The sequence below is a fragment of the SAR324 cluster bacterium genome (assembly GCA_029245725.1).
In the GTDB taxonomy this organism is placed as follows: domain Bacteria; phylum SAR324; class SAR324; order SAR324; family NAC60-12; genus JCVI-SCAAA005.
This window is the reverse complement of the sequence record JAQWOT010000343.1, coordinates 12,700-39,137: the sequence shown is the minus strand read 5'-3', so window position 1 is coordinate 39,137 and position 26,438 is coordinate 12,700. Positions and strand designations below refer to the sequence as shown.

Here is a 26,438-nt window from a genome sequence, read left to right as displayed (position 1 = left end):
TTAGGCATACATGACGGAAACGGTAATTCAACATACTATTCAAATTCCTGATTTTGTTGGTTCAACGACAAATCTCTGTTCTCCAAGACTTGGAACAGTTTCCTTGCGTTGCAGTGATGACAGCTTTGCGTCTCGGGAGCGGATGCTGGCGGAGACAGATCCTGTTTTCAAACCAGACGTTTACGATGATTTCGGAAAATGGATGGACGGTTGGGAAAGTAAACGTCGACGATATGGAGGACATGACTGGTGTGTGATTCGTTTGGGAGTTCCAGGAGATCTGGTCGGCCTTGAATTGGACACAACCCACTTTACTGGTAATTATCCTCCCGCAGCTTCAGTTTGGGGTTCTAAAGAAGTGAATGATCCCGGAGATGCATCAGAAAGCTGGGAGGAAATTCTGGGATCTATCAGCCTTGGTCCATCGAAACGACATTTTTTCGATTGCCAAAAGCCTGGCCCGTGGCGTTGGTTGAGATTGAACATTTACCCTGATGGGGGGATTGCACGATTCCGAGCGTATGGAAATGTTCTCCCTGATTGGTCTAGTTTTAAGTCAGATATTGAGTTGTCTGGTCTCAAAAACGGAGGAAGAATTGTAGCATACAATGACGCTCATTATGGGAATGTGCAGGCTGTCTTGGATTCTGGCAAAGGCATCAACATGGGAGATGGCTGGGAAACTCGGCGTCGTCGTGAACCAGGGTTTGATTGGTTACTGATTGCTTTGGGTGCTCCTGGAGAGGTAAATAAAATCGAAGTCGATACATCTTTTTATAAAGGAAATTCACCTGCAAAATGTTCGGTCCAGGGGCAGAACGTTGAATGGGGTACTGATCAATCTTTGATTACCCAATCCATGTTTTGGCTGGAACTGATGACTCCCAAGGATTTAACTTCAGATACAATCCATCAATTTGAATCGAAGGATCTCGAAAAAATAGGACCTATCAGCCATGTCAAACTAAACATTTTTCCGGATGGAGGTGTTTCTCGATTTCGGGTTTTTGGGAGTAAACTGTGATTGAGGTTAAACCAGAACCATTGACAGAAGAAAGTTTTGCTCCTTTCGGCCAGGTGATCGAACCGAACAATAAAAAATCCTTCATTATCAATGAGGGGACTACAGAAAGACACCATGCTCTATCCAAGGTAGAGTTAGATGAAGGCTCGGCAATTTTGTCTATTTTTAGAGGACGTTCTCGGCCCCGTCCGCTGGAACTAAAGTTAGTTGAAAGACACCCATTGGGATCTCAGGCATTTGTTCCCTTACAGGCCGAACCCTGGCTGGTGGTTGTGGCAACTGAGCCCAAGCCCGAGGCAGTGAGATGTTTTTTAGCCCAAGGTAATCAAGGGGTGCAGTACTCAAAAGGTGTTTGGCACCATCCATTACTTCCTTTGGTTTCCAAGCAAGATTTTCTCATTGTTGATCGAGAAGGCCCAGGAAAAAATTTAGAGGAAGTCCACTGGGATGAAGGAGTACGCATCCTGATTTCAAACATTTGAAGTAGCAACCCTTTATGAATCTGCTTCCTCACCAAATTGAGTTGTATCTACCAGAATGGATTCCAGACTTTTTGAAGGATCAACCGGATTTTTTCATGAGTTCCGAAGAACGCATGAAATTGGTTCTCAGTCTGACTGATCGACAAATTGAGGAGGGGACTGGAGGACCATTTGGAGCTGCAGTTTTTGAGTTAGAATCAGGGAGGTTGATTTCTGTTGGAGTCAATCGAGTCGTGGTCACAGGTTGTTCGACGGCGCATGCTGAGGTGATGGCTCTGAGCCTTGCACAGAAAGCAGTTGGCACTCATGATTTGGGAGCTGAGGGACTTCCACAATTCCAAATTGTGGTCAATGCTCAGATGTGTGCAATGTGCTTGGGAGCTGTGATTTGGTCAGGAGTGAAAGAAGTTTGTTATGCAGCTACAAGTCAGGAGGTTGAACAAATAACAGGCTTTGACGAAGGTCCCTTGCCAAGCAATATTGAAGGTGTACTGAGGCAACGAGGTATTTGTTTGAAAGAAGGAATTATGGTGGAGGAGAGTAAACGCCTGCTTGAAAAATATGTGACCACTGGTGGATTAGTTTACAACGCAACCAGAACTCACAAGTGAACCCTGTTCTGGAACTTCAGAAAATCCACAAAGAATTTCCGGGAATAGTTGCAAACGATCAGATCGACCTTACTTTAAATCGTGGCGAAATACACACGATTCTAGGTGAAAATGGTGCTGGAAAATCAACGCTGATGAACATTATCAGCGGTCTTTACATTCCAGATTCTGGTTCCATTTTCCTTGATGGAAAACCCCTCTACCTTAAAAATCCAGCCCAAGCCATCGCAAAAGGTGTTGGGATGGTACATCAGCATTTTATGCTGATTCCAAATCACAGTGTCTCTGAAAATATTATTCTAGGGACTCCTCAAGCGTTTCGCTTACAGAAATCAAAAGTTAGACAACAGATTGAGGAATTGGGAAGACGTTATGGTCTGGAATTGAACCCAGATCTGCGCGTTCAAGACCTTTCAGTGGGGGAACAACAAAAAGTTGAAATCTTCAAGGTTCTGTTTAGGGGAGCCAAAATTCTGATCCTCGATGAACCAACTGCTGTACTGACTCCCCAAGAATCCGAGGCTCTCTACAAAATTCTGCACCAAATGAGAAAGGATGGACACTCCATTCTTTTTATCTCACACAAGATGAGGGAGGTCATCGAACTCTCCGATCGCATCACGGTTCTGCGTCATGGGAAGGTTAAAGCTACTCGTATTAGAGGCGAGACCAATCCTTCAGAATTAGCCCGTTTGATGATGGGAGAAAGCACAATTCAAACGGCTGAGATCAAAACAAAAACTTCAAAAGTCTCAACAGACCAATCTCAAAATAAAACTATCGTCAGGTTGAAAAACGCTGGATTGCGTCATGAGCTTGGTCATTGGTTGCTACAAAATATCAATTTGGAAGTCCGTGCTGGACAAATTGTAGGTTTGGCTGGAGTAGCTGGAAGTGGACAGGCTCCTCTCGCAGAAGTTCTTGTTGGCCTGAGAGGCTTGGATACTGGAAAATACCAGTTTGCTGGCGAGGAGCAAAAAGACGCATCGGTTTCAGAACTGATTCATAAAGGTGTTGGCTATATCCCAGAGGACCGTAAACGTTATGGTATTGCTCCCCATCTTGAAGTAGCAGAAAATTTTCTTTTGAGGGATTTGCACAACCACCGATTTCAAAGTGGGGGATGGTTACAGCGAGACAAGATCACTGCTTTTGGCCGAGAGCGTATGAGAGCTTTTGATGTCAGAGCTGCGTCTGAAAAAACTCCCATTGGCCAGCTATCTGGTGGGAACATGCAAAAAGTCATTTTAGCCCGTGAAACTTCCAGGCCTTTGAAATTTTTGCTGGCCGCTCAACCCGTACGTGGACTCGATATTCATGCAACCGCTTTTCTGCAGAATCAATTGCTTCAAGCGCGTGCAGATGGATTGGCTATTTTGCTTATTTCAGAGGATCTTGAAGAATTACTGTTAATGAGTGATTACCTCTATGTGATTTGCCGAGGGAGTATTGTTGGTGAAATATCTAAAGAAGAAGCTGAGATTGAAGAAATTGGTCTGCTCATGACAGGTGAAAGGGCCTAATCGATAGTGTTTGAACTTGAACGTAGGCTGGAGACGCCACTGAGCGTTCAAGTTGCGGTCACAGTTAGCTCGATTGTGCTCGCCTTGATATTGGGTAGCATTCTACTTGCGATGGTAGGGATAAACCCCTTGGAGGCCTATCCAAGTGTGGGTGCCCTGATGTTCTTTGATCAATGGGGTTGGCAGGATCTGTTTCTCAAAATGACCCCTTTACTCTTGACAGGATTAGGGGTCGCCATTGCAGCTCAACTAAATCTGTGGAACATCGGAGCGGAGGGGCAGCTTTATCTGGGAGCCATCGCCACTACTTGGCTAGCACTGGAGTTCAGTGAAGCACTTGATGCCCAATTCATGTTGCCAATACTCCTGATTGGGACCTTCGTTGCTGGAGGAATGTGGGCTGCCATTCCAGCCGGTTTGCGGTCATGGTTTGGGGTGAATGAAATCATCACAACCCTGTTATTAAATTATGTGGCCATCAGCCTTGCTGATTACCTCTTGTACGGAGCATGGCGAGATCCCAGTACATTTAATTTCCCAATGACAAGATCTTTTGGGGAGTCTTCCTTCTTACCAATGATTGGTTCCACATCTGTTCATTGGGGTTTGCCCCTTGGAATTTTTCTCGCAGTTTTAACTTGGATCCTACTCAGGTCCACCACAATCGGCTTCCAAATCAGGGTAGCTGGAGACAATTTATCTGCTGCAGATTATTCTGGTTTCAATACAAAGAATCTTCTGTTCATAGTCCTTGTTTTAAGCGGTTCTGTTGCGGCTCTAGCGGGCATGACTGAGGTGGCAGGGATTCACCATAGGCTGCAGCAGAATTTCTCTATCAACTATGGCTACACAGGCATAATTGTCTCCCGTCTGGCGAGAAATCATCCAATCGGAATCATTGGAACCGCATTTCTGCTGGCAGTAATCTTTGTTGGAGGAGAGTTACTTCAAGTTGAGTATCAACTCCCAATTGCTGTGGTCTATCTTTTTGAGGGATTATTACTCTTCACCGTGATTGGTTCAGAACTTTTTTTGAGCTACCGACTTCGTAGAAGAGTTGCCGTGTGACAACTCCAGAGTTATTGACCATCATTCTGACCACCGCAGTTACCATGGGAACCCCTTTGTTATTTGCAACATTAGGTGGTGTACTCAGTGAGAGAGCAGGGGTGATCCACCTTGGCATGGAAGGCATAATGCTTGTCAGTGCCTTGGTCACTTTTGTAGTGGATCTACAGACAGGTTCAAAAGTTTTGGCCTTGATAGGAGCAATGATGGCCGCTGGAGCACTATCAGGTCTGCATGGTTTTGTCTGCATCAGCCTCAGAGGGAATCAAATAGCTTCCGGATTGGCTCTAGCCCTTTTCGGAACAGGCCTCAGTGGACTTTTTGGAGATGCTCTGATTGGAAGTACAGTCACCTCATTAAATAGAATTCCAATTCCAGGATTGGAGTTGATACCAATATTTGGAAGTGCCTTTTTTAATCAGGATTGGATGGTCTACCTGTCTTATTTTTTGGTAGCTGGACTATGGTTTGTGCTTTTTCACACAAACTGGGGATTGCAGATTCGCTCCGTTGGTGAAGCTCCTATCGTATGTGATGCACTCGGTTTGTCAGTAACAAAAATCCGCTACCTTTGTGTGATTTTTGGTGGAATGCTGATTGGTCTTGGTGGGGCTTATTTCCCGATGGTGCTTACTTCGTTTTGGGTAGATGATCTTACGGCTGGTCGTGGCTGGATTGCAGTGGCACTGGTGATCTTTGCATTCTGGCATCCGGGGAAGGCCTTGTGGGGAGCTTATCTTTTTGGGGCTGCAATCGCTTTCCAACTCCAGGCCCAAGTCATGGGTTTGAAGATTCCATCTTATATCTTGGAAATGTTTCCTTATTTGTTGACCATCGTTGTGTTGACGGTGGTCACTGTGCGCAATCGCCGGGCGGGGCAGACCCTTATGCCAGCGGCACTGGGATTGCCCTTCTTTCGTGGCGATAAGCACTAGCTTTCGTCATTCAACATTGTGCAATGGAGAAGTGCCTCATGATCAAGCATTTATTGACCATATTGGTTGCCCTCATGCTATGGGTCCCGAATTTCGCCTCTGCCGCTGATCCCAAAGTGGCTTTCATCTATGTTGGACCTGTGGGAGATGGTGGCTGGACTTACGCACACGATTTGGGTCGTCGGCATCTTGAGAAAATGGGAGTGGAAACCACCTACGTCGAAAGCGTCCCAGAGACAGATTCTGAACGAGTATTAAGAAACCTAGCTCGTCGAGGATACGATATTATCTTCACCACGAGTTTTGGATATATGGATCCTACCTTAAATGTTGCCAAGCAATTCCCCGACACGATCTTCATGCACGCCAGTGGTTTTAGGACCCATGATAATATGGGTAACTACTTTGCTCGCATGTACCAAGCTCGATATCTAGTGGGAATGGTTGCAGGAATGATGACCAAGAGTGATAAGATTGGGATCATCGGTTCTCATCCCATTCCAGAAATCATTCGGCATATCAATGCATTCACCCTGGGGGTTCGATCAGTAAATCCAAAAGCTTCTACTCAGGTTGTCTGGGTGAACTCCTGGTTTGACCCCGCCAAAGAAGGTGCCGCTGCAAATAGCTTGATGGACAACGGAGCTGATATCATCACCATCACTACAGATTCAGCTGCAGCGACACAAACAGCTGCAAAGAGAGGGCTTTATTCGATTGGTAATGATTCAGACATGACTCTTTACGGCCCAGAAGCTCACTTAACAGCTAATATCTTCAATTGGGGAATTTATTATGAGCACATTTATAACCACGTGAAAAATGGGACTTGGAAGCCTTCCAGTGATTGGTGGGGAATTGAGACAGGAGCGGTCGACTTGGCCCCATTTGGTAAAATGGTCCCAAAGAACGTTCAAGATATGGTTATGGCCAAGAAAGCTGAGATTGCCAGTGGTGAGTTTGTTGTCTTCAAAGGTCCTATCAAAGGACAGGATGGCTCCACAGCAATTGCGGCAGGTGCAGTTCCATCAGATCAAGATCTACTCAGCATGATGTATTATGTTGAGGGTGTGGTGGGAGATATCCCTCAATAATTAGACGATCAGATTCTGTTTTTGAGGAAAAAACGAATTGCCTGTGCAACAGGCTTTGGATTGTCTAGGTGAAGATGATGTCCTCCAGGGAGGAGGACATCCTGCAAATCAGGCACGTACTCGCATCGCGCCCGCATTCTCTGCTGCCAGTCTGGGTTCTCCTGGAAGTAAAAATCTCCATGAATCAGTAGGGTGGGGCAGCGAATTTGCTTCAAAAACTCAAGGATCTGCTCCTCTGAAAAATAAGTTCTAGAACCTACACGAAGTCTAGAATCTGACGCCCAAGTCACGCCATTTTCTAGCATCCTGACACCCCGTTGGACCAGAGTTCTCACAGAGTCTAACTTCATCCCCCCAACCTTGTAACGTGCTTGAACTGCAGCCTCCAGATCTGGATACAAGGGCATGCTCTTCCGTTCTATACTTTTCATGCCTTCTATTGAGTGTCTGAGCGCCCTAGGGCCAAAGCTGTCTCGCCTTGAGAAAGGTCCCAATCCCTCAATTAAGATCATGTTTTGAACTCTTTCTGGAATCACTCCAGCCATCAAAGCTCCCACAGCCGCACCCATGCTGTGTCCAATTAAATTGAACTTCTCCCAACCGAGTTGATCTGCAACACCGAACATCAAATCAACCGAATCTACAAAATGATATGCTATGCCAGGAGGTAGGTGATCTGAAAAACCATGTCCATGTAAGTCCAATGATACCAAACGCAGTTCCGGTAGCAGAGGGGCAATGTGATCATAGGTCGCAGCATTGTCCAGCCATCCATGCATCCCAAGAAATGGGATTCCATTCTCTGGACCCCAGCAGCGAGCTGCAAATCGTAAGTACGGAAGCCGAATATCAATTTCGCGAAATGGGGTCTTACTCGTGACCAAAGGTCTTAGCTCAGATTTCAGAAAGGAAGTATTTTAGCGTCTTCATCAGCGCTTCAGGTTGGTCAATATGAATCCAATGACCGCAATTTTTTAGCCGCACTAATCGATGTTTTGGAAACCAACTCTTTAAAATAGATTGATGTTCGGTTTGGATGTAATTTGAATTGCTTCCAGCAACAAATAAACAATTCCCCTCAAAAGGTAGCATCTTCGGATCAATCGGAAAATCGATTAAATTACTCAAGTGTTCTTCGAGTGCCTTCAAATTGATCTTCCAACTCGATTGATTAGATCGGATTTCAAGATTAGTCAGTAAAAATGTCCTAATTGCCCTCTCTGGAATAGAATTGCGCAATAAATTATCAATTTCAGTCCGAGTCAGTCCCTGCTTCAGTGAATATTATTCAACGCTCGAATGTAGCTTCGGTGGTCACTCCCATGAGTATAGACGACAGGTGAGATATCTCCGACGATAAGTTTTTGAATTTTTTGTGGATGTCGAAGTGCCAACTGCATTGCAGTCTTTCCTCCCATAGAGTGTCCAAGAATAGAAACACTACCTGCAGTTTTTTTTTCCAGAAAAACTAGGACGTCTTCCAGCATCACAACATAATCCATCTCCAAGGAATGGGGGGATTTTCCATGATTCCTTAAATCTACAAGAGAAATTCGGAAATCTTTTGAAAGCTTTTTAGCAAAGCTTCTCCAATTGTTGCCTGATCCGAAGAGACCATGAAGTATTACCAGATCTGGTCCTTCTCCAAATTGTTCGTGATGAAGTTCTAGCGCAGCCACTGCTTAAGCCAATGATTCAATCAAGTTAAGTACTAGTTCTCTGTTTGGTCGCTTAATAAAAAAGTGTTTAACACGGGACTTGTCTCCACTAATCAGTTTGATACTAGATTTTGGCACCTCGAAAAATTCAGCTAAGAATTTTTGGCAGGCTTCGTTTGCTGCATTGTTTTGCGGTGAGGCACTTACTTTTACCTGATTCGATCTCCATGAGTTTCTGCCCATTCTGTTACTTTAAACAGTCGGTTGCACCCAGACAAAAATATGAAAGTCAACCTTATCAAATTGATACCAAGTCAACTCAGTAATTTTTTTTGAGATCCATTCCTTTGTACAGGCTAGCTACTTCTTCTGCATAGCCGTTGAAGGGTTGGGTAGGGATCTTTTGAAAAAACCAACTCCCAATTGGTCGCTCCTTGGCTTGGGACCAGCGAGGATGATCAACCTCAGGATTGACATTTGCGTAAAAACCATACTCTTGTGGGGCTAATTCGTTCCATAAACTCCTAGGCTGCTGATCCGTGAATTCAATTTTTTGAATTGATTTGATGCTCTTGAATCCATACTTCCATGGGACCATCAGCCGAACTGGTGCTCCATTTTGATTAGGAAGTGGTCTACCAAAAACACCAGTTACCATCAGGGTTAGTTCGTGCAAAGCCTCATCCATCCTAAGGCCCTCTGTGTATGGCCAAGGGTAGGATCGATTTTTCATACCTGGAGCTTCTTCGGGATCATCAAATGATATGAACTTAACGAACTTTGCAGAGGACAGCGGTTGTACTTTTTCAATTAGCTTTCTCAAGGGAAATCCATCCCATGGGACAACCATAGACCATGCTTCTACACAACGAAATCGATAAACTCGCTGTTCAATTCCAAACTCACTGATCAGTTCATTGACGTCAAGTGTCAATGGTTTTGGCACCATCCCTGAAATTTCAATGCTCCACGGTTCGGTCTTCCAGTGTTTGGCTTTGTCCTTTACATCTTCCTTATCAAAGCTGAACTCGTAAAAATTGTTATATCCAGTCACATACTTCTCTTCGGTGATTTTTTCAGCTTTGATGAGATTGTACCTTGGATTTCTCTGTGTTGGAAAACCTGCTGTTGCAGCAGACAGCAGGGATTGATTAAGAAGCAAGGATGTGCCGAGCAATCCTGCACTTTTCAGGAAAGTTCTCCTATTCCAGAAATCAGCTTCATCTATGGCAAGTGATTCAGGAATCTCCCAGGGTTTTCTTGGGTGTGTAAGTATCATTTTATGATCCCATTGGAGTGAGTTGGATTAGATGTCTACCAGTTGAATAGAACCAAATTACAGTAAATTATGGCATAGAGCAGGCATCGAATCAGTCAAAATTTTTATCCGAAAGTTGGTTTCCTGATCAACAGTTCGAATCTTTGAGACGATTCAACAGTAACGGGAAAATAAACTGAGTTAGAAAAATATGTAAAATCAATCAGTTGATTTCTGAAACAAAGCTCAACCACAGGGATGTTGTTGGCTTCTCAGAAAGAGTAATGACTGGGAAAAAGACACCTCGTCCCATAAAATTTCAGGGTTGGTTGAGGACATTTTACAAAGAGATAGCCCTTTAATATTGCATGTGTGTTACAAAAACCTTTCCTAATCCGTAGAAAACTTCAAATTTCCCTATTCAAATTAAATGAGTCATTGGAAGATTCTCAAAATTTGGTGGTTAGTACTATTCTGTGGAGTATGCCTCAGTTGGATTACGGAGTCATTGTTTGCTCAAGAACCTGCTGAGACTAGGAAATGGATCGGAGGAGGAGACGCATTTGGTACCTATGGCCAAAGCGATGTTGACAAATCAGAAGATTTAGAGGGCATTACCCTTGAAATCATGCTTTCGCACAGAATTTTTGATGATTCAATGGCGCTTGGCAAAGCATTTATGGACACCAGATTCGAGCATGGATTTGAAGACAGTTATGGAAATTATCATCAAATCAACGCAAGGGTCTTTCACGGTTATTACTCTTTTGGATTTGGAAAATCCTTAGAATTACATAACAAGTTTCAGGTGGGTGCTACAGCAGAATTAGTCGGAGGACTTGGTTTGGCAATATTCAACAAATACTATAAGACAGCATCAGGCCAGGAAATCAACTTTGATCCAAAATTTGGTGGTGATTTTCTTGTTGGATATCAATGGGCGATTTTTATGGATTTCAATAATTACTGGTCAGTAGGTATGAAATCTTCAGTTTATCGTAATAGATTATATGTTGAATTTGGGGGTGTGGATGCACATGTCAATCACATTCACTCAAACATGCTATTCATTGGCATCAAAAAAGGTTATGTGGACTGTGTTCCGACAGCATATGTCCAGTGTTAACTCTATTTTAGGATGTGCAGGTAAACTGAAGACATAGATTTCTGAAAATTATAATTGTTGTGTGTCACATTTTATTGAAACAATACATTTTTCTTTGATCTCAAATGTCAATGAATCAATTTATTTTTTGTGCGATCACCCTAATTCTCAGTCTGGTGCTTGTTACCTCAGCAGTTGCCCAAGAACCAGCGGAGACGCGCCGCTGGATCGGTTTTGGGAACTCCTACGGTGATTATGGTGAAAATGACTTAGATAAAACACATTCTGTCAAAGGATTAGCAAACGAGATCATGATGGCTCATAAGATTTTTGATGATGGAACAGCCTTCGGTCAAGCCCTCATGGATACACGCTTCGAGAAAAGTTTTGAGGATACTGATGGCAATTATCATCATGTGAATACTCGGGTTTTTCACAGCTATTTTTCGTTTGGTTATGGTAGAGCCTATGAGATGAACAACAAATTACATCTCGGAGGCACAGTGGATTTGATTGGTGGCTTTGGGATTATCGTTTTTAAGAAAGATTACACTCTTGCATCAGGACAAAACCTGAAATTCAGTGAAAAGTTTGGTTTTGATTTATTGACTGGTTACCAGATGACAGTTTTTATGGATTTGAACAACTATTGGGTAATCGGTTGGAAGACAGCATATTATCAGAACCGACTCTATTTAGAGTTTGGAGATACTGTTGGTAATCTGAATCATATGCATTCCAATATGATGTTCATCGGAACAAAATTGGGCTTCACTGACTGTGTTCCAACAGCTTATGTTCAGTGTTGAAAAAATAGATAATTAAATTTTTCCTTCCTCACTCTTCCTCATAATCCTTAATTTTTTTTCAGATCCTGCTTTTATAGCCTCCCCAATTAAATGAGACTTTCCTAAAGGTGCCTTCCTTTATCTCTCTAGGTTGAATGAAATTGATCTCACACATACTCACTAGCTTGTCGATTATTTGACTTTTCCCAAAATGTTTTCAGATGCTTATAAATTAGAGGTGGTATGGATAAAGTTGTTCTGACCGGAGCGTTAAATCATGAAACCAACACATTTAGTAAGAATCCGACAGGGATTGCAGAGTTTGAAGCGTACTATGCGATCTTTGGTGCGCAGATCTTCACCAAATTTAGAAACGTAAACCATGAACAAGCGGGTTTTATCGACTGTGCAGACCAGTTTGGCTGGGAACTAGTCCCCACTGTTGTAGCAACCGCAACCCCCGGGGGGATGGTTACTAAGGAGGCGTTTGAACGCTATGCGGGTGCAATCTTAAAGCAGGCCAGGTCAAGGAGATGGGATGGCATTGCCCTCTCACTGCACGGAGCCATGGTTGCTGAGGGAATATTCGATGCTGAAGGGCATTTACTTGGGGAACTTCATGCGATTGTTGGATCTGAAGTGCCCATTGCCATAACGCTGGACCTACATGCGAACGTTACCGAGAAGATGTGTCGCCATGCGAACATTATTGTTTCCTACAAAACCTATCCACATGTGGATATGCGTGATGCCGCGGTTCACGCTGGGCAAGCTCTGGAGTTCGCAATGAAAAACAAGGTCAAAATTAAGACGATCATCCGACAACCGTCCCAGATTGAAGGGCTTGATGGTGGTAGGACAGACGTTGAACCAATGACCAACTTGACTCCAAGACTCAAGGAAATGGAAGCTGAAGATGGTATTTTTTCAGTTAGTTTGAATGCTGGATTTGCTTTGGCTGACGTTCCTTTCGTAGGCCCATCGGTAACCGTTAGTTATGAAGAAAAGACTGAGCAGCGAGCTATAGAAATCGCAAATGAACTGGAAGAAGCGATTTGGCAATCACGAGATCGGGTCAACAATGATTACCTGACACCGGAACAAGCAGCCCAACTAGCTAAACATTTTACTGGAGAGAGCAAACCCTTGGTCATTGCTGATTACTCAGACAATCCTGGCGCAGGGAGTTATGGTGATGCTACTAACTTGTTGAAGGCTCTTCTGGAAGCTGGTGTTGAAGAGGCCTCTTTTGGTGCAGTGTGTGATCCCGAGGCTGCCCAAATACTTTGCCAGAGAAGATTTGGTGAAAAAATCACCTTAGACTTGGGCGGAAAGAATGATCCCGATTTGGGAGGAGGCCCACTGAGGTTGACCGGAGAAATACTCGGAATTTACGATGGGAATTATTCATCAGAGGGACCTATGTACGCTGGATTGACGAAAAGTTTCGGTCCCACAGTGGTTTTTCGGGTGGAAGGAATTGATATTTTGGTTACAACCCACAACTTGCAGATTCTGGATCGAATGCAATTTGCTTCCTTTGGAATTCACCCAGAAAAGCTAAAAGTAGTTGCTCTAAAGTCCATGCAACACTTCCGCGCGGCCTATGAGCCCTTAGCAGCAAAAGTCATCGTTTGTGACTCAGGTGCTTTGGCCCGCCCTAGGCGCTCTACCTTGCCTTTCCAAAACGTTCGTCGACCTGTCTATCCATTAGATGTCATTGCACGATGAATCGAGGGTTAATTCCAGTGACTGACCATCTTGCAAGCTAGGTCAAAGGCTGCTCGAGTTGCCCCGAGATTTGCTTTTCCCTGACCTGCAATATCGAAGGCCGTACCGTGAGCTGGTGTGGTTACTGGAAAAGGAATTCCACCCTGCACCGTTACGCCACGACTGAAGCCCAACATCTTGAGAGCGATTTGCCCCTGGTCATGATACATCGTGACCACAGCATCTATTTCTTTGGTGATAGCTTTGAGGAATACTGTGTCAGAAGGCCAGGGACCATCTACTGGAAGCCCTTCTGATTGAAGAGATTGGACAGCTGGGAAAATCACATCGATTTCCTCACGTCCAAAGTTACCCCCGTCGCCTGCATGAGGGTTTAGAGCTGCAACGGAGATTTTTGGTGAAGCAATTCCCGAATTACAAAGTACGCCGTGAATCAACCGGACAGCTTCACCAATACTGTGTTCGTTGATTCGCTCAGCGACATCTTTCAAGGCGATGTGGCTTGTGACCCGACTGGTCCACATTCCATCAAATGTGTTCAACTCACTGATATAGTTGTGAACTTTCAGGCGGGTGGCCATGTAATGAAGCTCATCATCATGCCCCAACCCAGCAAAATGCATCGCTTGCTTGTTGAAAGGGGCAAAGACCACTGCATCAACGATCCCGTCTTTTGCAAAATCCAAGGCGACATTCAACGTGTTGAGGACTGAAGCTCCAGAACTTTGAGTGGCCTCTGAAATCCTGACCTCATCTCTTGAAATTGTCTGGGTGGGATGGAATGCAAAACTGCCTGAATCTGCTGATGACCAATCAATTTTTAAGGGATCTATTGGTTTAAAGGTGTTTTGCATCCCTGCCTGGTGTTGACCCATCTCTAGCACATGCCTATCTCCGATAACCAAGACGTCTGCTTCCTCAGAGATCCCTGGTTCCGCCAGTAGCTTCGCAACAAGTTCGGGTCCTATTCCACTTGGATCTCCAGGTATCAAAGCAATTCTAGGTTTCATAAGGGGTATTCCTCATGTGGTTGTGAAGGATTCTCCTCTTGATCTTCAGAGATGTTATTAATCGTTGTATCCAAGTGATTTCGTAAGGCTATCGATATCTGCCTGGTGTCCCGTTTTCTAAGTGAATCAGCGATTTGATCATGCTGATCCAGGGTCATCGTTCGTCTTGCTAATCTTCGAGAAGATACGAAACGAGCCCTCCATAGCCTTGCATTGTATTGCCGATGAGTTTCTATCAGGGCTGGGTTTCTACTGGAAGCGACCAACTGTCGATGAAATTCCATATCAATCTTGAAGAAATCAAGTGGTTCAATTCGATCGGATTTGTCTAACATTTCTTCTGCAAGGCTTGAAATGGAATTGATCTCGTCCTGATTGGCCCGTTCACAAGCCAGTTCACCTGCAAGAGACTCCAAGGCTCCAATCACTTTGATCACATCTGCCAACTCTAGGAGTGATGGATTTGCGACGAAAGGGCGGCGAGTCAAACTGTACTCTACCAGGCCTTCAAGCTCCAAAATCTTTAGTGCTTCTCGAAGAGGAGTTCTGCTGATCCCAAGCACTGAGGCGAGATCTCGTTCTGGAATGGGGATGCCTGCTTTAAGCTTTTCAAGCAGGATTAGCTCTCTAAGTGCTTCTGCTGCCTCCTCAGCGAGCGATCTCCTGGGTCTGAGCAAAGGCTGCCCCGAGTTCTTCAATTCATCGAGTGATTCCATCAACTCTAATTAGATATGAATTAAAGTATCTAAAATCTAAAAATCAAAAGATAACTCTTTAGAAGTAAAAATTTTCAGATACTTGATTATCAATCAAAAAGAGAAATGCATTTGGTCTATGTAGACTTCCATGATTTCAAGGTCTTCAGTTTTTTTAGCAAAGATGGTCCAGCCAGCGCCAAAACCGTCAAAACAAGGAAAAACAAAGAAAGTGGTCTCGTTGCGATCAACCACCATTGTTCGTCCAACATCACCATGCTCTGTCCTAGCCGCTTTTCTAGCATCCCTCCCAGAATCAAACCTATCGCGAGAGATACCACTGAAAATCCATACCTTCGCATGAGATACCCGATCACCCCAAAAATCAGCGCAATCCAAACGTCAATCATTGATTGATCCAGGGCGTAAGCACCTACGATGGAAAAAAGGAAAACCATGGGCCAAAGGATGGTTAACGGAATCAAAGTTGCGCGAGCAAAAATTCGTGCTCCGTACAAGCCAACGAAGAAAAACAGGACATTGACCAACAGCATTGACCAGAAAATAGCAAAGACGAATGTCGATTGCTCAGTGAACATGGTTGGTCCAGGACGCAGGCCGTGTACCATCAATCCGGCGAGAATTACAGCTGCAGTGGGACTGCCAGGGATTCCAAGGGCTAAAGTGGGAACCATAGCGCCCCCAGTAGCGGAATTATTGGCGGCCTCGCTACCGGCTATCCCTTCAATGGAACCCTTCCCAAATTCCTCAGGTGTCTTAGACCAACGCTTAGCCTCGTTGTAACCGATCATCGAAGCGATGGTCGCTCCTTCAGCGGGTAAAATTCCGATAAAAGTGCCAATTCCTGACGATCGTAGAATTGCTTTCCAGGTTTTCTGATAATCCGCTTTGCTGGGCAATTGGATCGCTCGAAGAGTGATTCTCTCGCGGACGATTCCAAGTTGACCAGCCTGAGCCAAGAGTTCTGCTATTCCAAACACTCCAATCATGACTGGCACAAAGCCAATTCCCTCGGTTAATTCATTCATACCAAAGGTAAAACGTTCAACGGTTGTAAGCAGGTCAATGCCGACTGTTGCCAACAAAACGCCGAATGCTCCAGACATGATGCTTTTAATGGATGACTCTTCACCAATGGAAGCCAGCATTGAGAGGCCGAAGACTGTCAGAGCAAAATATTCTGGAGGAGCAAATTTGTAAGCCGCACCTGCAAGCAATGGAGCTGCTGCCATCAGGCAAAGTACGCTTATGATTCCGCCAATTGTTGAAGAAACAGCTGCCATTCCGAGCGCGCGACCTGCTTCACCCCGCTGCGCAAGGGGATAGCCATCAAGGCACGTGGTAGCACTCGCAGAAGTACCCGGAGTATTGATCAAAATTGCGGTCACAGCTCCTGCAAAGGTTGCAGCGCAATAAATCGTTGTGAGAACTGCGATCGCAGCAATGGGCTCCATTGTGATGGTAAATGGTAGTAATAGAGCAACCCCATTTGTAGCATTTAGGCCTGGGAGAGCTCCGACAAGAATACCCCCCAATGTGGCCAGCACAATCAATAGCAATAGCATTGGGTCAGCTAAGGCCCATAAACCGGAGAAGATGGCTTCCAATTTTATCCGTACCAAAGATTCGTCAACAAACCGCGCGGGAAGCGGACTTCAAAGACGAGATCGAAAAGAAAGAAAACAAAAGTTGGAAAAAACAGCGTAACCAAGAATAAAGCTCCCAATCGGCGTTCCCCCCAACTAAAGGAGAGCAAACCACCAAAGCATCCTAGAGCAATAAAGAAATCTAGATTGGTTAATAGAACAAAAATGATGATGAGTAAGAGGGAAATGAAAACTGAAGGCTGAATAGCTGGTCGGTTGTGTTGAATCTTCTCAAAGGGAAGTAGGCATGCCAGTCCTATCAACAATAGGAGAATTAACTGTGGAAAATCAGAGGGTTGGATCCCACGCTTAAGGATCTCTGGGACCCGGTCAAATTGAGTAGTAAAATAAAAAGCGACTACACAAAACAAGATGATCAATCCGGGGATCACCCAGCGACTGCTATTGAGTGAGTTAGAGCCTGAGCCGTTGGATTGGACAGCCATTGTAGGATGAAAAGAGAGAGTATGTACCCCACAGGAATGGGGCACAAAAAAAGAAATTATTGAATAAAACCCAATTCAGTAAGGGCATCTTTCATGTCAGTAACCATGGTTTGCAGTTGGTTACCCCATACTTCAGATTCTGCTACTGATGTCGAGTCCAGGCCCACAGAGGTCAAGAAGCCCTGATAAACACCGTGTTTCATGGCTTTGATAAGGGAATCTTCAATCTTTTTAGCAACTTCATCTGGGACATCTTTATGGACGACAAAACCCCTGACGGTTGAAAAACTGACAGGGATACCCAACTCTTTCGCAGTTGAGACATCTGAGATAGCAGACATTCTTTCATCAGCAAGAACAACGATCGGGCAAATATCTCCTGCTTCGATTTGGGCTCCAGCTTCTGCTAGGTTCAAAACCCCGACATCCACAGCACCAGCCACCAATTGGGTAGCTAATTCCCCACCACCATCAAAGGGTACAATTTTTGGGGTTGCTAGGTTTCCGCGCTTTGTAAACATGAATGCCGATACGTCATCAATGTTCCCCAAGTGGGTGGTACCGTAAGCCAAAGGTTTATCTTTTTGTGCATTCACGAAGCTCTGTGCACTGTCATAGACTCCACAGCGCACCATCAAGATTTGCGGGTCATCCGTACCTCTCGCAATTGGGCGGACGTCATCCAAGGTCATCTTAGTTTTATTTTTCGCTAACTCAGCAGCATGACCAATAGTGAAGGTCAAAATAGAATAGCCATCAGCTGGTTGCTCAATATAGTAATCCATAGCCACGGAGCCACCCCCACCGCGCTTGTTGACAACCACCATGTCTTCGCCCAACACTCGGCGTGCGCGTAGCATCATCATTCGAGCGGTTACGTCAGTTCCACCCCCTGCTCCAGCATGAGTGATTACCTCCACAGTTTTGTTTGGATAGTCACTGGCACTGACCAAGGTGCCGCCGAGCAGCATCACAGCTGCCAACGACGTTGCGAATAGTTTCTTCATGATTCCTCCTTAGAGATTGAGAAAGAGCGCTGAAAGGTATTTGGTATTCCAAATTTTGTCGAGTAAAAAATGTTCACCAAAAAATCTTCCTTGAACGACAATAGTTTTTCAGTTAAAAGCCTCTGGCCATAATCGAAATGTCTTTTTAGGGTTTTACATAAAATTGAGGAATATCATGCAACACAAACACAGCAAGGAAATTCCATATGGCTTCACAACGATCTTTGGCCGGGGACTTTTGGATGAATTCAAGAATTTCGTCAATCCACCTTTCCTTGTCGTTACAATGGAAGATTTATGGCCGATGTTTGGACATCATTTTGAGGGAGCAGAGTGCCAAACTTACTTTTGTAGATCGATTGAGCAGGATGATCTCAACAAAGACGCTGAAAATCTTGGAGAAGTTCGGGCGATTGTGGGTCTTGGAGGTGGACAGGCCTTAGATGTGGCAAAATACTTCAGCTGGCGCAAAAATCTTCCCCTATTCCAGGCTCCCACAGCCCTTTCTGTGAATGCGGTCTATGGCCAGCGCTCCGGAATTAGAATTGATGGAAAAGTCGTTTACCGTGGGTGGGCAGTTCCAGAGACAGTGTATATTGATTATGACGTGCTAGCTAATTGCCCACCTCATCTGAATTGGTCAGGGATTGGTGATATCCTCTGTTTTCATACTGGAGTGCTGGACTGGAAATACGCAGAGCGAGAGGGGAAGATTGAAGAGAAATGGCGTTATGATGAAGGTTTGGCTCAACAGTCAATGAGGAAAGTTCGAGGAATTGTTGAGAACGTTGATAATATTCGAGCCATGAATGATCGTGGAATTGAGGCTCTCGTTGATGGTTTAAAATGGGGGACCAGTTATCATGGTGCTGGTTGGTGTCCTCGACACATCGAAGGGACTGATCACTTCCTTTTTTACACCCTTGAAAAACTAACCGGAAAGAAGTTCTTGCATGGACAGCCTGTTGGCCTGGGGGTGATAGTTGGTTCAATGCTTCATGAGGATGGATCTGAGGAAATGTTGGATACTATCTCAAGTATTGGATTGGACATCAGGCCAGAAGCAATGGGGCTGACCTGGGATCAATTGGTGGAGGGACTCAAGCTTTTACGTAGCTATGTAAACGAAGTTGGCCTCTGGCATTCCATTGCTCACGATGTGAGCATCAGTGACGGATTCATCTCTGATCTGCGAAGTCGACTTAACCAAGCTTATCAACACAAGAATGGTTAATTTAAAAACAATTTTTTGAAAAATGACTCAAAAGTGTGCTTTTTCTTTAACCCAATCTAAAGATTTCTCCCAACGTTCCAAAGAAAGAGCTGAGATTGGCTGCATTCCCACCACTGCTTTTTCTAAGTCCGCTAGTTCTCCGTGACTATGAAGGGCAAGATCACATCCCACCTCAAGGCAGCGTTGAATTCTCTCGGGCATCGTTCCGGAAAGTGCCTTCATGAACAAACAATCTGTGACCAGCACTCCTTTAAAACCAATCCAATCTCGAATGATGTCACTGATGATTTTTTTAGAGAGTGTGGCCGGCCATTTTTCATCCAGTTCAGGGAATAGCAAGTGACTGCTCATACCCCATGGAAGGTCAGCTAGCATCTGAAAAGGAAGAAAATCTGATTTTTTCAAGAAATCCTCGGTCTCCCGAACAATCGGCAGTTCTTCGTGAGGATCTACAGCCGCTCGTCCATAGCCTGGCAGATGCTTGACTGTTGGAATGACTCCCACCTCACCTAGTCCATTAGCGCAGGCTCTTGCAAACTCAGCGACATTCTTCGGATCTGAAGCAAAAGCGCGATCTCCAATTACGTCATGGGCATCGGGTATTAGTAGATCAGCTACAGGAGCAGCATCCACAGTAATGCCCAACTCTTTGAGTCCTTTGCCAAGTTCCCAATAATTTTGGTGAATCCTTTGTTGGATTTTCTCCTCACTCCCTCCATCTTCCACGAGTGATCTTGCGGAGGGATAACGCTTCCAATTGGGCTGCGGCAATCTCTGAACACGCCCTCCTTCTTCATCAATCAAGATGGCAAGATCATCACGATTACAAACTTCGTGAAATTGTTGAACCAACCGCTTGATTTGCTTTGGTTCCTTCAGATTTCTTGCAAATAGAATAAAGCCAAAGGGGGAGACTCTCTGAAAAAAATCAGCCCATTCTTTTTCAATCTCCAAGCCTGGGATTCCAAAAATAATGGGAAGTACGGGTTTTTTATCCATGAATTGGGAACTCAAATATGAGTGTAGTGAGCTGGTTTGAGAATTTTTGAAAACATTTAGATAGGCATTCCTTTGATTGAGCGGAAGCCACAGACATTTAAAACAAGAAAACATAAAATATTCGTAGCAACTTCCGGCCCTTCAAAAAAAAGTTGTCTGATGAATCGAGTTGTTGTAATTTCGCGCCTGCGATTGAGGTTCTCAAGGGCACAATCAGGGTCTTTGAGCAAATACGATTTCGATGAGGGGTTTTTCGCCTCATCTATTCATTGGAGCTCACATGAAAAAATCGGGAATTTCACGAAGACGCTTTATTGAATACACGGGCGCAGCTGGTCTGGGTATTGGTCTCAGTTCAGTATTGCCTCAGATTTTGCTTGCCAAAACAGGCATTAAGGTAGCTTCAGGCGCCACAAATCCATTGGGATTGGCAGCAAATACTCAGGCTGAGGGTGTGTTTTTCAGCGGTGGATTTGGGCATGCTTACATTGAGTATGCAGCAGAAATTTTTGCAGAAGTCCACCCTGGCAGCAGCATGTCTGTGGAGGGAATACAAAGAGTTGGTGAACGCTTACGCCCCAGAATCATCGCAGGGAATCCACCAGACGTAATGGACAACAGTGGCGCTGGAAATCTCGACACAGGGGCCCTGGTTGGTGAAGGAGAAATACTGGATCTTGGGCCACTGATGTCAGCACCAGCTATTGATACTCCAGGCAAAACATTTGGTGAAACCTTGTTTCCTGGGTCACAAAATTCTGGTCTTTTTGACGGCGTACAGCGCTACGTGAACATTGCTTTTACAGTCTTTGGAGTGTGGCATAGCAAGTCACTCTTCGATGAAAAGGGTTGGAATTACCCGACCACTTGGGATGGAATGCTTTCGCTTTGCGACACCATCAAGTCTTCGGGCATTGCGCCTTGGACCTACCAAGGAAAGTATCCTCAATACATGCTCTTTGGTCTCTTAGAGCCAATGGTTTCCAAAATTGGTGGGACACAGATTTGGAAAGATGTTGACAATTTGGTTCCTGGTGCCTGGGAGCATCCTGCGATGCTACAAGCACTGAATATGATGAAGGCCTTGCATGACAACGGCTACATCATGGAGGGTACGCCTGGACTGACCCATACAGAATCCCAGGCTGAGTGGTTGCAGAAGAAAGCGGCATTCATTCCATGTGGAACGTGGCTGGAAAATGAAATGCGCAGCATTACCCCTGGTGGATTTGACATGGTCATCAAGTCAGTACCTTCTGACGATGCGTCCAAATTAAGCTGGATTGATGCGAGTTCCGGTGAACCTTTCATGGTCTTTTCTAACGGGAAAAATCCAGTTGCAGGTATGGAGTTTTTACGCTGCTTGCTGAGCAAGGAGTCGGCAAAGTGGTTTGCCCAGAATGTGGGTTCAATTATGCCAGTGGTAGGTGGAGCAGAGGGTGTGGAGTTGAGCTCTGCGATGACTTCTGCACTCACCGCAGTAGAAAATGCAGGGCCGAACATCCTAGACAGACCATCCTTCCCGGGCTGGTACTCTGACATCTACAGCGAAGTCAAAGATAGCATGGGTGCTCTTCTGACAGGTCGTGCAAGTGCGGAGGAATTCATCGAGCGAGTTCAGGGTGCCTCTGATGAAGTCCGTGAAGATGAAGACATTGTTAAGTTCAAGAGATCCTAACGATTGAGAAAATTTTCTCAAAAAGGTTTCTCACGAATTCCTCTAACTTTGTATGAGTTGACAAGATAGTTCAGATGGCAGTTGGAAAGAACCGCTGATTCCAGCTGCCAACCTTCCTTCCTCTGATGAGGAAACCTTTGATCCTCATGATTGAATAGACTCCGTTATGCATCGTAACAAGTACGGGATCATCCTTCCCTTCCTAGCTCCTGCTCTGATTCTCTACAGTCTATTCGTAATTTATCCATACGCACAGGCAATGTATGTGGCCTTTACAAAATGGAAAGGCCTCCGAAAGTCTCCGAGATTTGTGGGTCTCGACAACTTTGAAAAAATGCTTGGTGATGATAAATTTTGGAATGCACTCTCCAACAATCTGATTTATCTCGTTTTTTTACCAATCATTACTCTCGGATTTGCGCTGTTCATGGCCTTCATGATTTCTCAGAAGGTCCGCTTTAGTAATTTCTATCGGGTTACTTTCTTCTTTCCACAAGTGATGTCTGTGGTGGCGATCGGGATTCTCTGGAGTTTTGTTTATCATCCAACCATCGGCATCTTTAGTTCACTTCTCAAGGCAGTTGGAATTGAGAATCCACCAATTTGGCTGGGGGATCCTGATACAGCTCTCTGGTCGATTGTGGCTGTGACGGTCTGGCAGTCTGCAGGATTCTTTATGGTGATTTTCATGGCGGGTATGCTCTCCATCCCAAAATCACTTTATGAAGCTGCAGCACTGGATGGGGCTGGTAGAGGATCAACCTTTTTTCGAATCACATTTCCCTTGCTTTGGGAAAACACTAGGTCCTCACTCGTTTTCATCACTGTCATAGCGATGGACATGTTTGGCATTACCTTCACGATGACTCAGGGCGGTCCGGACCGCTCCACAGATGTATTGGCTACCCTCTTATACGAGCACGCTTTCTTACATAGTCGTTTTGGGTATGCCACCAGTATCGCGATGGTTTACTTCGTCATTGTCATCGTTCTGACATTACTGATTTTCCGTGTGACGCGTCGAGAGACGATTGAATTCTAGGAGTTCGAATGTACCAAGTAAGCCGCTGGTCGGCCGTTTCCACGCAAACGGTTCTGATCGGTTGGGCAGTGACAGTGATTTTTCCAATGATCTGGATGATCTACAGTTCCTTCAAGACCGATCAGGAATTGTTCTTCAGCCCTTGGGCCCCACCAGTGGAACTGCAGTGGGATAACTTCGCGAGAGCCTGGACCAAAGCTCATGTGGGAGAATATCTCCTAAATACTCTGATTGTTGTTGTTCCTGCTCTGCTGCTAACGTTAATCATCTCTGCGATGGCAGCTTATGTCTTGGCACGTTTTGAATTTGTTGGTCGGCGTTTCCTCTTCTACATGTTTCTTTCTGGAATGCTCTTCCCTGTGTTTCTTGCCCTAGTGCCACTCTTTAACTTGGTGAATCAATTAAAGATGCTCAACACCTTCCATGGATTGATTCTAGTCTACATTGCCTATTCTCTTCCCTTCACCATTTTCTTTCTGACAGGCTTCTTCAAGACTCTCCCGACTGAAATAGAAGAATCAGCGATTATGGATGGTGCTAACCCCTATCAGGTGTTCTTCAAGGTCATGCTACCAATGGCGTCACCTGGATTGATCAGCATGGGCATTTTCAACTTTTTGGGGATGTGGAACCAATATGTTTTACCCCTCGTGTTGATCAGTGATGAGAGTAAATACATGCTCTCCCAAGGTCTGGCTTTCATGCTGTTCAAGCAATTCTATGAGAATGACTGGAGTGCTCTATTTGCAGCGTTAACAATCATTATGGTGCCCACATTAATTGTGTATATAACGTTTCAAAAGCAGATTCAGGATGGTATCACGACTGGTGCTTTAAAGGGTTGAAGTTATTAATTTTACTTGCTTTATGGAAATCGAATGAAAGTTCTTCTTGCGGGGGGTAGTGGTCGGGTAGCAACCCTAGTTATCCCCTTTCTCAAAAAGCAGCATCAACTACGAGTCTATGATCGAAATCCCCCGGTGGATCAGTCACTGGAATTTCTTCAAGGAGAACTAACAGATCCTGTTGGTTTAGAAAAAGCCGTTAAGGGTATGGATGCTTTGATCTATCTGGCAATGGGTAGCGAAGACTGGGACACCTGGAAAGGGGTTGACTCTGCTTACGATGTGAATGTCAAGGGTCTACATTTCTTATTGAGGAGTGCGCAGGCAGCAGGGATCCAACAGGCTGTCTACTGTAGCAGTATGTCGGTCTATGCGGATCTCCGGAAGCGCTACTTTCAAGATGAGGAAATCCCACCAGATGAAACAGCGCTTTATGGTTTCACGAAGTGGCTGGGTGAGGAAATTTGTCGCAATGCCTGGCGAAGATGGGGAATGCATACGAATGCTCTGCGTCTATGTCATCCTACCCTGAAAGAAAAGTGGCTGAGCGAGACCCAACAAGGAGTTACTACAATAGCGACAACTGATGAAGATATTGCCTCTGCAATGCTTGCAGCCCTCGAACTGAAGGCAGGTTTTCAGGCTTTCATGCTCAGTGGAGACTATGAACAAAAAATTATGTGCATGGCCAAGGCTGAACGAATGTTGGATTGGACTCCAAAGGCTAGACCAGCCACATAAAGCCTATTTGGCAAGTTACATTTCATTAGATCTGCTTCATCAAAATCCTGAGTCTGCTGATCAAACCTAACAATCTAAGAGGATTGAAAATGGCCTTTTTGGTAAAGAAACGTGGAAAGTTAACCTACTACTACGAGGGTGAAGATCCTGTTTTATCAGCAATGGTGGTAGAAAAACAACCTGATGGAGACCTACGAATTCACTTCTCAGGGCTTACTGGAGGGCACTCTGCAACAAAGGTTCTTCAGTTGGATTCAGTCACAAGCATGGAACCTGCTATTGAAGTTCCATTGGTCTTTCGTTGCTGGGAATACTGGTTACAAGAGGCTGGAATCTGTCAGTCGATCGCAGAAATAGACTTCATCGAAATTCACGCATTTGGAGCCCAACCAAAGTCTCCCAGCCCGCTCTCTGATCCAGCAGGTTATCGCAAAGAGCAGGAAAGAGTACGTGCAGAATATGCAAAGGCTTACCGCAATTTCTTCAAAGAGAAATGCCCACAAAATGGAGTTCCAGCTCGTTTTACCGTCCATGTTGTCGACTTCCCGGACGAAGCTGCTTCCTACGAATTCTATGGTGTAGGTCTGTTGCAGCAAGATCATGGTGGATGAGATTCAGAGAGACAGAACCTAACGTAATGAAGATTCATCACTGCTAAAACATCTGTTCCCCGAAAGGAATCCATGACTTCGAATTACAAATCGCTTGGGATTCGGCCTGTTATCAATGCGAATGCTACCCTCACGAAACTCGGTGGTTCGCTGATGCCTGCAGAGATTCGCCAAGCGATGCAGCATGCTGCTCAATCATTCGTTGACATGCATGATCTTCAGCAGAAAGTTGGGGCTCGCTTGGCAGAAATCACACAGAATGAAGCTGCCTTCGTAAGTTGTGGTGCTGCGACAGGGTTGCTGCTGGCTACGGCTGCATGCATCCAAAAAGTTTCAGGAGCAACCTTTGAGAGCTTCCCCAATTCACTCGGAACTCAGAATGAGGTCATTGTCCAAAGGATGCACCGGAATCCTTACGACTATGCTGTGCGGCAAGCAGGTGCTACTTTGGTGGAAATTGGAACAATTGATGGAACTTCCCTAGAGGATTTGGAAAACGCTTACAGCGCTTCGACTGTTGCTGTTTTCTGGTTTCAGGGTGTGATGAATCAGCCGAGTGAACTCTCTTTGGAAGATGTCATTCAATCCGCCAAAAAGCAGGGTGTACCTATCATTGTGGATGGAGCTGCCCAGTTGCCACCTGCTAGCAATCTTTGGAACTTCACTCAATTAGGGGCAGATCTGGCAATTTTCAGCGGTGGCAAAGACTTGTCAGGCCCACAAGCATCGGGACTAGTAGTTGGAAAGTCAGAATGGATTGAGCGGATAAGGATATTGGGTGCTCCCAATCATGGTGTGGGAAGACCGATGAAGGTCGGCAAGGAGGAAATGATGGGCCTCTTGGCAGCAGTAGAGCGCTACGTGAGCTTAGATCACGAACAGTTGCTGGAAGTCTACGAGCAGCGTGTTCAGATCTGGATCCAGGGCTTGAATGGAAAAGGTGGACTCTCAGCCAAAAGAGATTATCCCAATGAAGCAGGACAACCAGTCCCAAGAGCTATTGTTCAGCTTCCAGACAATTGGTCAAAGGATCAACTTGTGGACCAATTGATGGTGGGCGAACCTGCAGTATCTGTTGCTCCCTCTGAGAAACTGAACGCCATCCTTCTCAATCCAATGACGGTTAGTGATAAAGAGACGCAGATTGTGTTGGAGCAGATTCTCAAGGTAATCCATTAAATTACTC

26 protein-coding genes are annotated in these 26,438 nt (G+C 45.0%); 17 read left to right on the top strand and 9 right to left on the bottom strand.

The window, feature by feature from the left end; all coding sequences use genetic code 11:
* Nucleotides 1-10: 10 nt before the first annotated feature.
* Genes alc through P8O70_18735 form a run of 7 tightly spaced genes read left to right on the top strand, consistent with a single transcriptional unit; the run spans nt 11 to nt 6,737 of the window.
* Nucleotides 11-1,024: an allantoicase gene (gene alc, locus P8O70_18765; protein MDG2198883.1), complete on the top strand. Its 1,014-nt coding sequence runs from the start codon at nt 11-13 to the stop codon at nt 1,022-1,024.
* Nucleotides 1,021-1,506: an ureidoglycolate lyase gene (locus P8O70_18760; protein MDG2198882.1), complete on the top strand. Its 486-nt coding sequence runs from the start codon at nt 1,021-1,023 to the stop codon at nt 1,504-1,506. Before alc ends, P8O70_18760 begins: the two co-directional genes overlap by 4 nt.
* A 14-nt stretch (nt 1,507-1,520) precedes the next feature.
* Nucleotides 1,521-2,117: a nucleoside deaminase gene (locus tag P8O70_18755; protein MDG2198881.1), complete on the top strand. Its 597-nt coding sequence runs from the start codon at nt 1,521-1,523 to the stop codon at nt 2,115-2,117.
* Entirely contained in the window at nt 2,114-3,640 is a 1,527-nt protein-coding gene (locus P8O70_18750; protein ID MDG2198880.1) for an ABC transporter ATP-binding protein, read from the top strand. Before P8O70_18755 ends, P8O70_18750 begins: the two co-directional genes overlap by 4 nt.
* A 6-nt stretch (nt 3,641-3,646) precedes the next feature.
* Nucleotides 3,647-4,708, top strand: coding sequence for an ABC transporter permease (locus P8O70_18745; protein ID MDG2198879.1), 1,062 nt, complete (start codon nt 3,647-3,649; stop codon nt 4,706-4,708).
* Nucleotides 4,705-5,643, top strand: coding sequence for an ABC transporter permease (locus P8O70_18740; protein MDG2198878.1), 939 nt, complete (start codon nt 4,705-4,707; stop codon nt 5,641-5,643). Before P8O70_18745 ends, P8O70_18740 begins: the two co-directional genes overlap by 4 nt.
* Before the next feature lie 38 nt (nt 5,644-5,681).
* Entirely contained in the window at nt 5,682-6,737 is a 1,056-nt protein-coding gene (locus P8O70_18735) for a BMP family ABC transporter substrate-binding protein (GenBank protein ID MDG2198877.1), read from the top strand.
* An 8-nt stretch (nt 6,738-6,745) separates the two neighbouring features.
* On the opposite strand, the gene P8O70_18730 is transcribed toward P8O70_18735, so the two are convergent.
* The 3 genes from P8O70_18730 to msrP form a co-directional block, all read right to left on the bottom strand.
* The gene (locus P8O70_18730) at nt 6,746-7,621 is read right to left on the bottom strand and encodes an alpha/beta hydrolase (protein MDG2198876.1); all 876 of its coding nucleotides are present in this window, start codon (nt 7,619-7,621) and stop codon (nt 6,746-6,748) included.
* Between the two features lie 390 nt (nt 7,622-8,011).
* A complete protein-coding gene (locus tag P8O70_18725) occupies nt 8,012-8,416 on the bottom strand; it encodes an alpha/beta fold hydrolase (protein MDG2198875.1) in 405 nt (134 codons plus the stop codon).
* 298 nt (nt 8,417-8,714) lie between these two features.
* Complete coding sequence (gene msrP / locus P8O70_18720) at nt 8,715-9,674, bottom strand: protein-methionine-sulfoxide reductase catalytic subunit MsrP (GenBank protein MDG2198874.1); 960 nt, start codon at nt 9,672-9,674, stop codon at nt 8,715-8,717.
* A gap of 487 nt (nt 9,675-10,161) precedes the next feature.
* Here msrP and P8O70_18715 point away from each other — a divergent pair, with 487 nt between their 5' ends.
* From P8O70_18715 to P8O70_18705, 3 genes are all read left to right on the top strand, one after another.
* The gene (locus P8O70_18715; protein MDG2198873.1) at nt 10,162-10,779 is read left to right on the top strand and encodes a hypothetical protein; all 618 of its coding nucleotides are present in this window, start codon (nt 10,162-10,164) and stop codon (nt 10,777-10,779) included.
* Nucleotides 10,780-10,889: 110 nt separating this feature from the next.
* Nucleotides 10,890-11,567: a hypothetical protein gene (locus tag P8O70_18710; GenBank protein MDG2198872.1), complete on the top strand. Its 678-nt coding sequence runs from the start codon at nt 10,890-10,892 to the stop codon at nt 11,565-11,567.
* Nucleotides 11,568-11,789: 222 nt separating this feature from the next.
* Nucleotides 11,790-13,277 (top strand): M81 family metallopeptidase, encoded by a 1,488-nt coding sequence (locus tag P8O70_18705; protein MDG2198871.1) that lies wholly within the window; start codon nt 11,790-11,792, stop codon nt 13,275-13,277.
* Between the two features lie 8 nt (nt 13,278-13,285).
* On the opposite strand, the gene P8O70_18700 is transcribed toward P8O70_18705, so the two are convergent.
* From P8O70_18700 to P8O70_18680, 5 genes are all read right to left on the bottom strand, one after another.
* Entirely contained in the window at nt 13,286-14,287 is a 1,002-nt protein-coding gene (locus tag P8O70_18700) for a 4-hydroxythreonine-4-phosphate dehydrogenase PdxA (GenBank protein ID MDG2198870.1), read from the bottom strand.
* Nucleotides 14,284-15,003 carry a GntR family transcriptional regulator gene (locus tag P8O70_18695; protein ID MDG2198869.1) on the bottom strand — a complete coding sequence of 240 codons (720 nt, stop codon included), beginning with the start codon at nt 15,001-15,003 and terminating at the stop codon, nt 14,284-14,286. The genes P8O70_18700 and P8O70_18695 overlap by 4 nt, the downstream gene beginning before the upstream one ends.
* Before the next feature lie 116 nt (nt 15,004-15,119).
* A complete protein-coding gene (locus tag P8O70_18690) occupies nt 15,120-16,610 on the bottom strand; it encodes a tripartite tricarboxylate transporter permease (protein MDG2198868.1) in 1,491 nt (496 codons plus the stop codon).
* A gap of 2 nt (nt 16,611-16,612) precedes the next feature.
* Nucleotides 16,613-17,095 carry a tripartite tricarboxylate transporter TctB family protein gene (locus P8O70_18685; protein ID MDG2198867.1) on the bottom strand — a complete coding sequence of 161 codons (483 nt, stop codon included), beginning with the start codon at nt 17,093-17,095 and terminating at the stop codon, nt 16,613-16,615.
* Nucleotides 17,096-17,151: 56 nt separating this feature from the next.
* Nucleotides 17,152-18,102: a tripartite tricarboxylate transporter substrate binding protein gene (locus tag P8O70_18680; protein ID MDG2198866.1), complete on the bottom strand. Its 951-nt coding sequence runs from the start codon at nt 18,100-18,102 to the stop codon at nt 17,152-17,154.
* 175 nt (nt 18,103-18,277) lie between these two features.
* Here P8O70_18680 and P8O70_18675 point away from each other — a divergent pair, with 175 nt between their 5' ends.
* Nucleotides 18,278-19,336 carry an iron-containing alcohol dehydrogenase gene (locus P8O70_18675; protein MDG2198865.1) on the top strand — a complete coding sequence of 353 codons (1,059 nt, stop codon included), beginning with the start codon at nt 18,278-18,280 and terminating at the stop codon, nt 19,334-19,336.
* A 27-nt stretch (nt 19,337-19,363) separates the two neighbouring features.
* On the opposite strand, the gene P8O70_18670 is transcribed toward P8O70_18675, so the two are convergent.
* Nucleotides 19,364-20,335: a glycoside hydrolase family 3 N-terminal domain-containing protein gene (locus P8O70_18670; GenBank protein ID MDG2198864.1), complete on the bottom strand. Its 972-nt coding sequence runs from the start codon at nt 20,333-20,335 to the stop codon at nt 19,364-19,366.
* A 280-nt stretch (nt 20,336-20,615) separates the two neighbouring features.
* On the opposite strand from P8O70_18670, the gene ngcE reads away from it, so the two are divergent.
* The 6 genes from ngcE to P8O70_18640 all read left to right on the top strand — a co-directional run bounded on the left by ngcE (nt 20,616) and on the right by P8O70_18640 (nt 26,431).
* A complete protein-coding gene (gene ngcE / locus P8O70_18665) occupies nt 20,616-22,013 on the top strand; it encodes an N-acetylglucosamine/diacetylchitobiose ABC transporter substrate-binding protein (protein ID MDG2198863.1) in 1,398 nt (465 codons plus the stop codon).
* A gap of 166 nt (nt 22,014-22,179) precedes the next feature.
* Nucleotides 22,180-23,055 (top strand): sugar ABC transporter permease, encoded by an 876-nt coding sequence (locus tag P8O70_18660; protein ID MDG2198862.1) that lies wholly within the window; start codon nt 22,180-22,182, stop codon nt 23,053-23,055.
* Nucleotides 23,056-23,063: 8 nt separating this feature from the next.
* The gene (locus P8O70_18655) at nt 23,064-23,900 is read left to right on the top strand and encodes a carbohydrate ABC transporter permease (GenBank protein MDG2198861.1); all 837 of its coding nucleotides are present in this window, start codon (nt 23,064-23,066) and stop codon (nt 23,898-23,900) included.
* 33 nt (nt 23,901-23,933) lie between these two features.
* On the top strand, nt 23,934-24,641 hold the full coding sequence (locus P8O70_18650; GenBank protein ID MDG2198860.1) for an NAD(P)-dependent oxidoreductase: 708 nt from the start codon (nt 23,934-23,936) through the stop codon (nt 24,639-24,641).
* Nucleotides 24,642-24,730: 89 nt separating this feature from the next.
* A complete protein-coding gene (locus tag P8O70_18645; protein MDG2198859.1) occupies nt 24,731-25,252 on the top strand; it encodes a hypothetical protein in 522 nt (173 codons plus the stop codon).
* Nucleotides 25,253-25,324: 72 nt separating this feature from the next.
* Nucleotides 25,325-26,431 (top strand): aminotransferase class V-fold PLP-dependent enzyme, encoded by a 1,107-nt coding sequence (locus P8O70_18640; protein MDG2198858.1) that lies wholly within the window; start codon nt 25,325-25,327, stop codon nt 26,429-26,431.
* Nucleotides 26,432-26,438: the final 7 nt, after the last annotated feature.

Bases quoted from the DNA above. Each gene is read 5' to 3' on its own strand.
- P8O70_18645 (MDG2198859.1), top strand. From the start codon at position 24,731: ATGGCCTTTTTGGTAAAGAAACGTGGAAAGTTAACCTACTACTACGAG.
- P8O70_18655 (MDG2198861.1), top strand. From the start codon at position 23,064: ATGTACCAAGTAAGCCGCTGGTCGGCCGTTTCCACGCAAACGGTTCTG.
- P8O70_18675 (MDG2198865.1), top strand. From the start codon at position 18,278: ATGCAACACAAACACAGCAAGGAAATTCCATATGGCTTCACAACGATC.
- P8O70_18695 (MDG2198869.1), bottom strand. From the start codon at position 15,003: ATGGAATCACTCGATGAATTGAAGAACTCGGGGCAGCCTTTGCTCAGA.
- P8O70_18710 (MDG2198872.1), top strand. From the start codon at position 10,890: ATGAATCAATTTATTTTTTGTGCGATCACCCTAATTCTCAGTCTGGTG.
- P8O70_18640 (MDG2198858.1), top strand. From the start codon at position 25,325: ATGACTTCGAATTACAAATCGCTTGGGATTCGGCCTGTTATCAATGCG.
- msrP (MDG2198874.1), bottom strand. From the start codon at position 9,674: ATGATACTTACACACCCAAGAAAACCCTGGGAGATTCCTGAATCACTT.
- P8O70_18755 (MDG2198881.1), top strand. From the start codon at position 1,521: ATGAATCTGCTTCCTCACCAAATTGAGTTGTATCTACCAGAATGGATT.
- alc (MDG2198883.1), top strand. From the start codon at position 11: ATGACGGAAACGGTAATTCAACATACTATTCAAATTCCTGATTTTGTT.
- P8O70_18685 (MDG2198867.1), bottom strand. From the start codon at position 17,095: ATGGCTGTCCAATCCAACGGCTCAGGCTCTAACTCACTCAATAGCAGT.
- P8O70_18700 (MDG2198870.1), bottom strand. From the start codon at position 14,287: ATGAAACCTAGAATTGCTTTGATACCTGGAGATCCAAGTGGAATAGGA.
- P8O70_18650 (MDG2198860.1), top strand. From the start codon at position 23,934: ATGAAAGTTCTTCTTGCGGGGGGTAGTGGTCGGGTAGCAACCCTAGTT.
- ngcE (MDG2198863.1), top strand. From the start codon at position 20,616: ATGAAAAAATCGGGAATTTCACGAAGACGCTTTATTGAATACACGGGC.
- P8O70_18670 (MDG2198864.1), bottom strand. From the start codon at position 20,335: ATGGATAAAAAACCCGTACTTCCCATTATTTTTGGAATCCCAGGCTTG.
- P8O70_18660 (MDG2198862.1), top strand. From the start codon at position 22,180: ATGCATCGTAACAAGTACGGGATCATCCTTCCCTTCCTAGCTCCTGCT.
- P8O70_18705 (MDG2198871.1), top strand. From the start codon at position 11,790: ATGGATAAAGTTGTTCTGACCGGAGCGTTAAATCATGAAACCAACACA.
- P8O70_18735 (MDG2198877.1), top strand. From the start codon at position 5,682: ATGATCAAGCATTTATTGACCATATTGGTTGCCCTCATGCTATGGGTC.
- P8O70_18680 (MDG2198866.1), bottom strand. From the start codon at position 18,102: ATGAAGAAACTATTCGCAACGTCGTTGGCAGCTGTGATGCTGCTCGGC.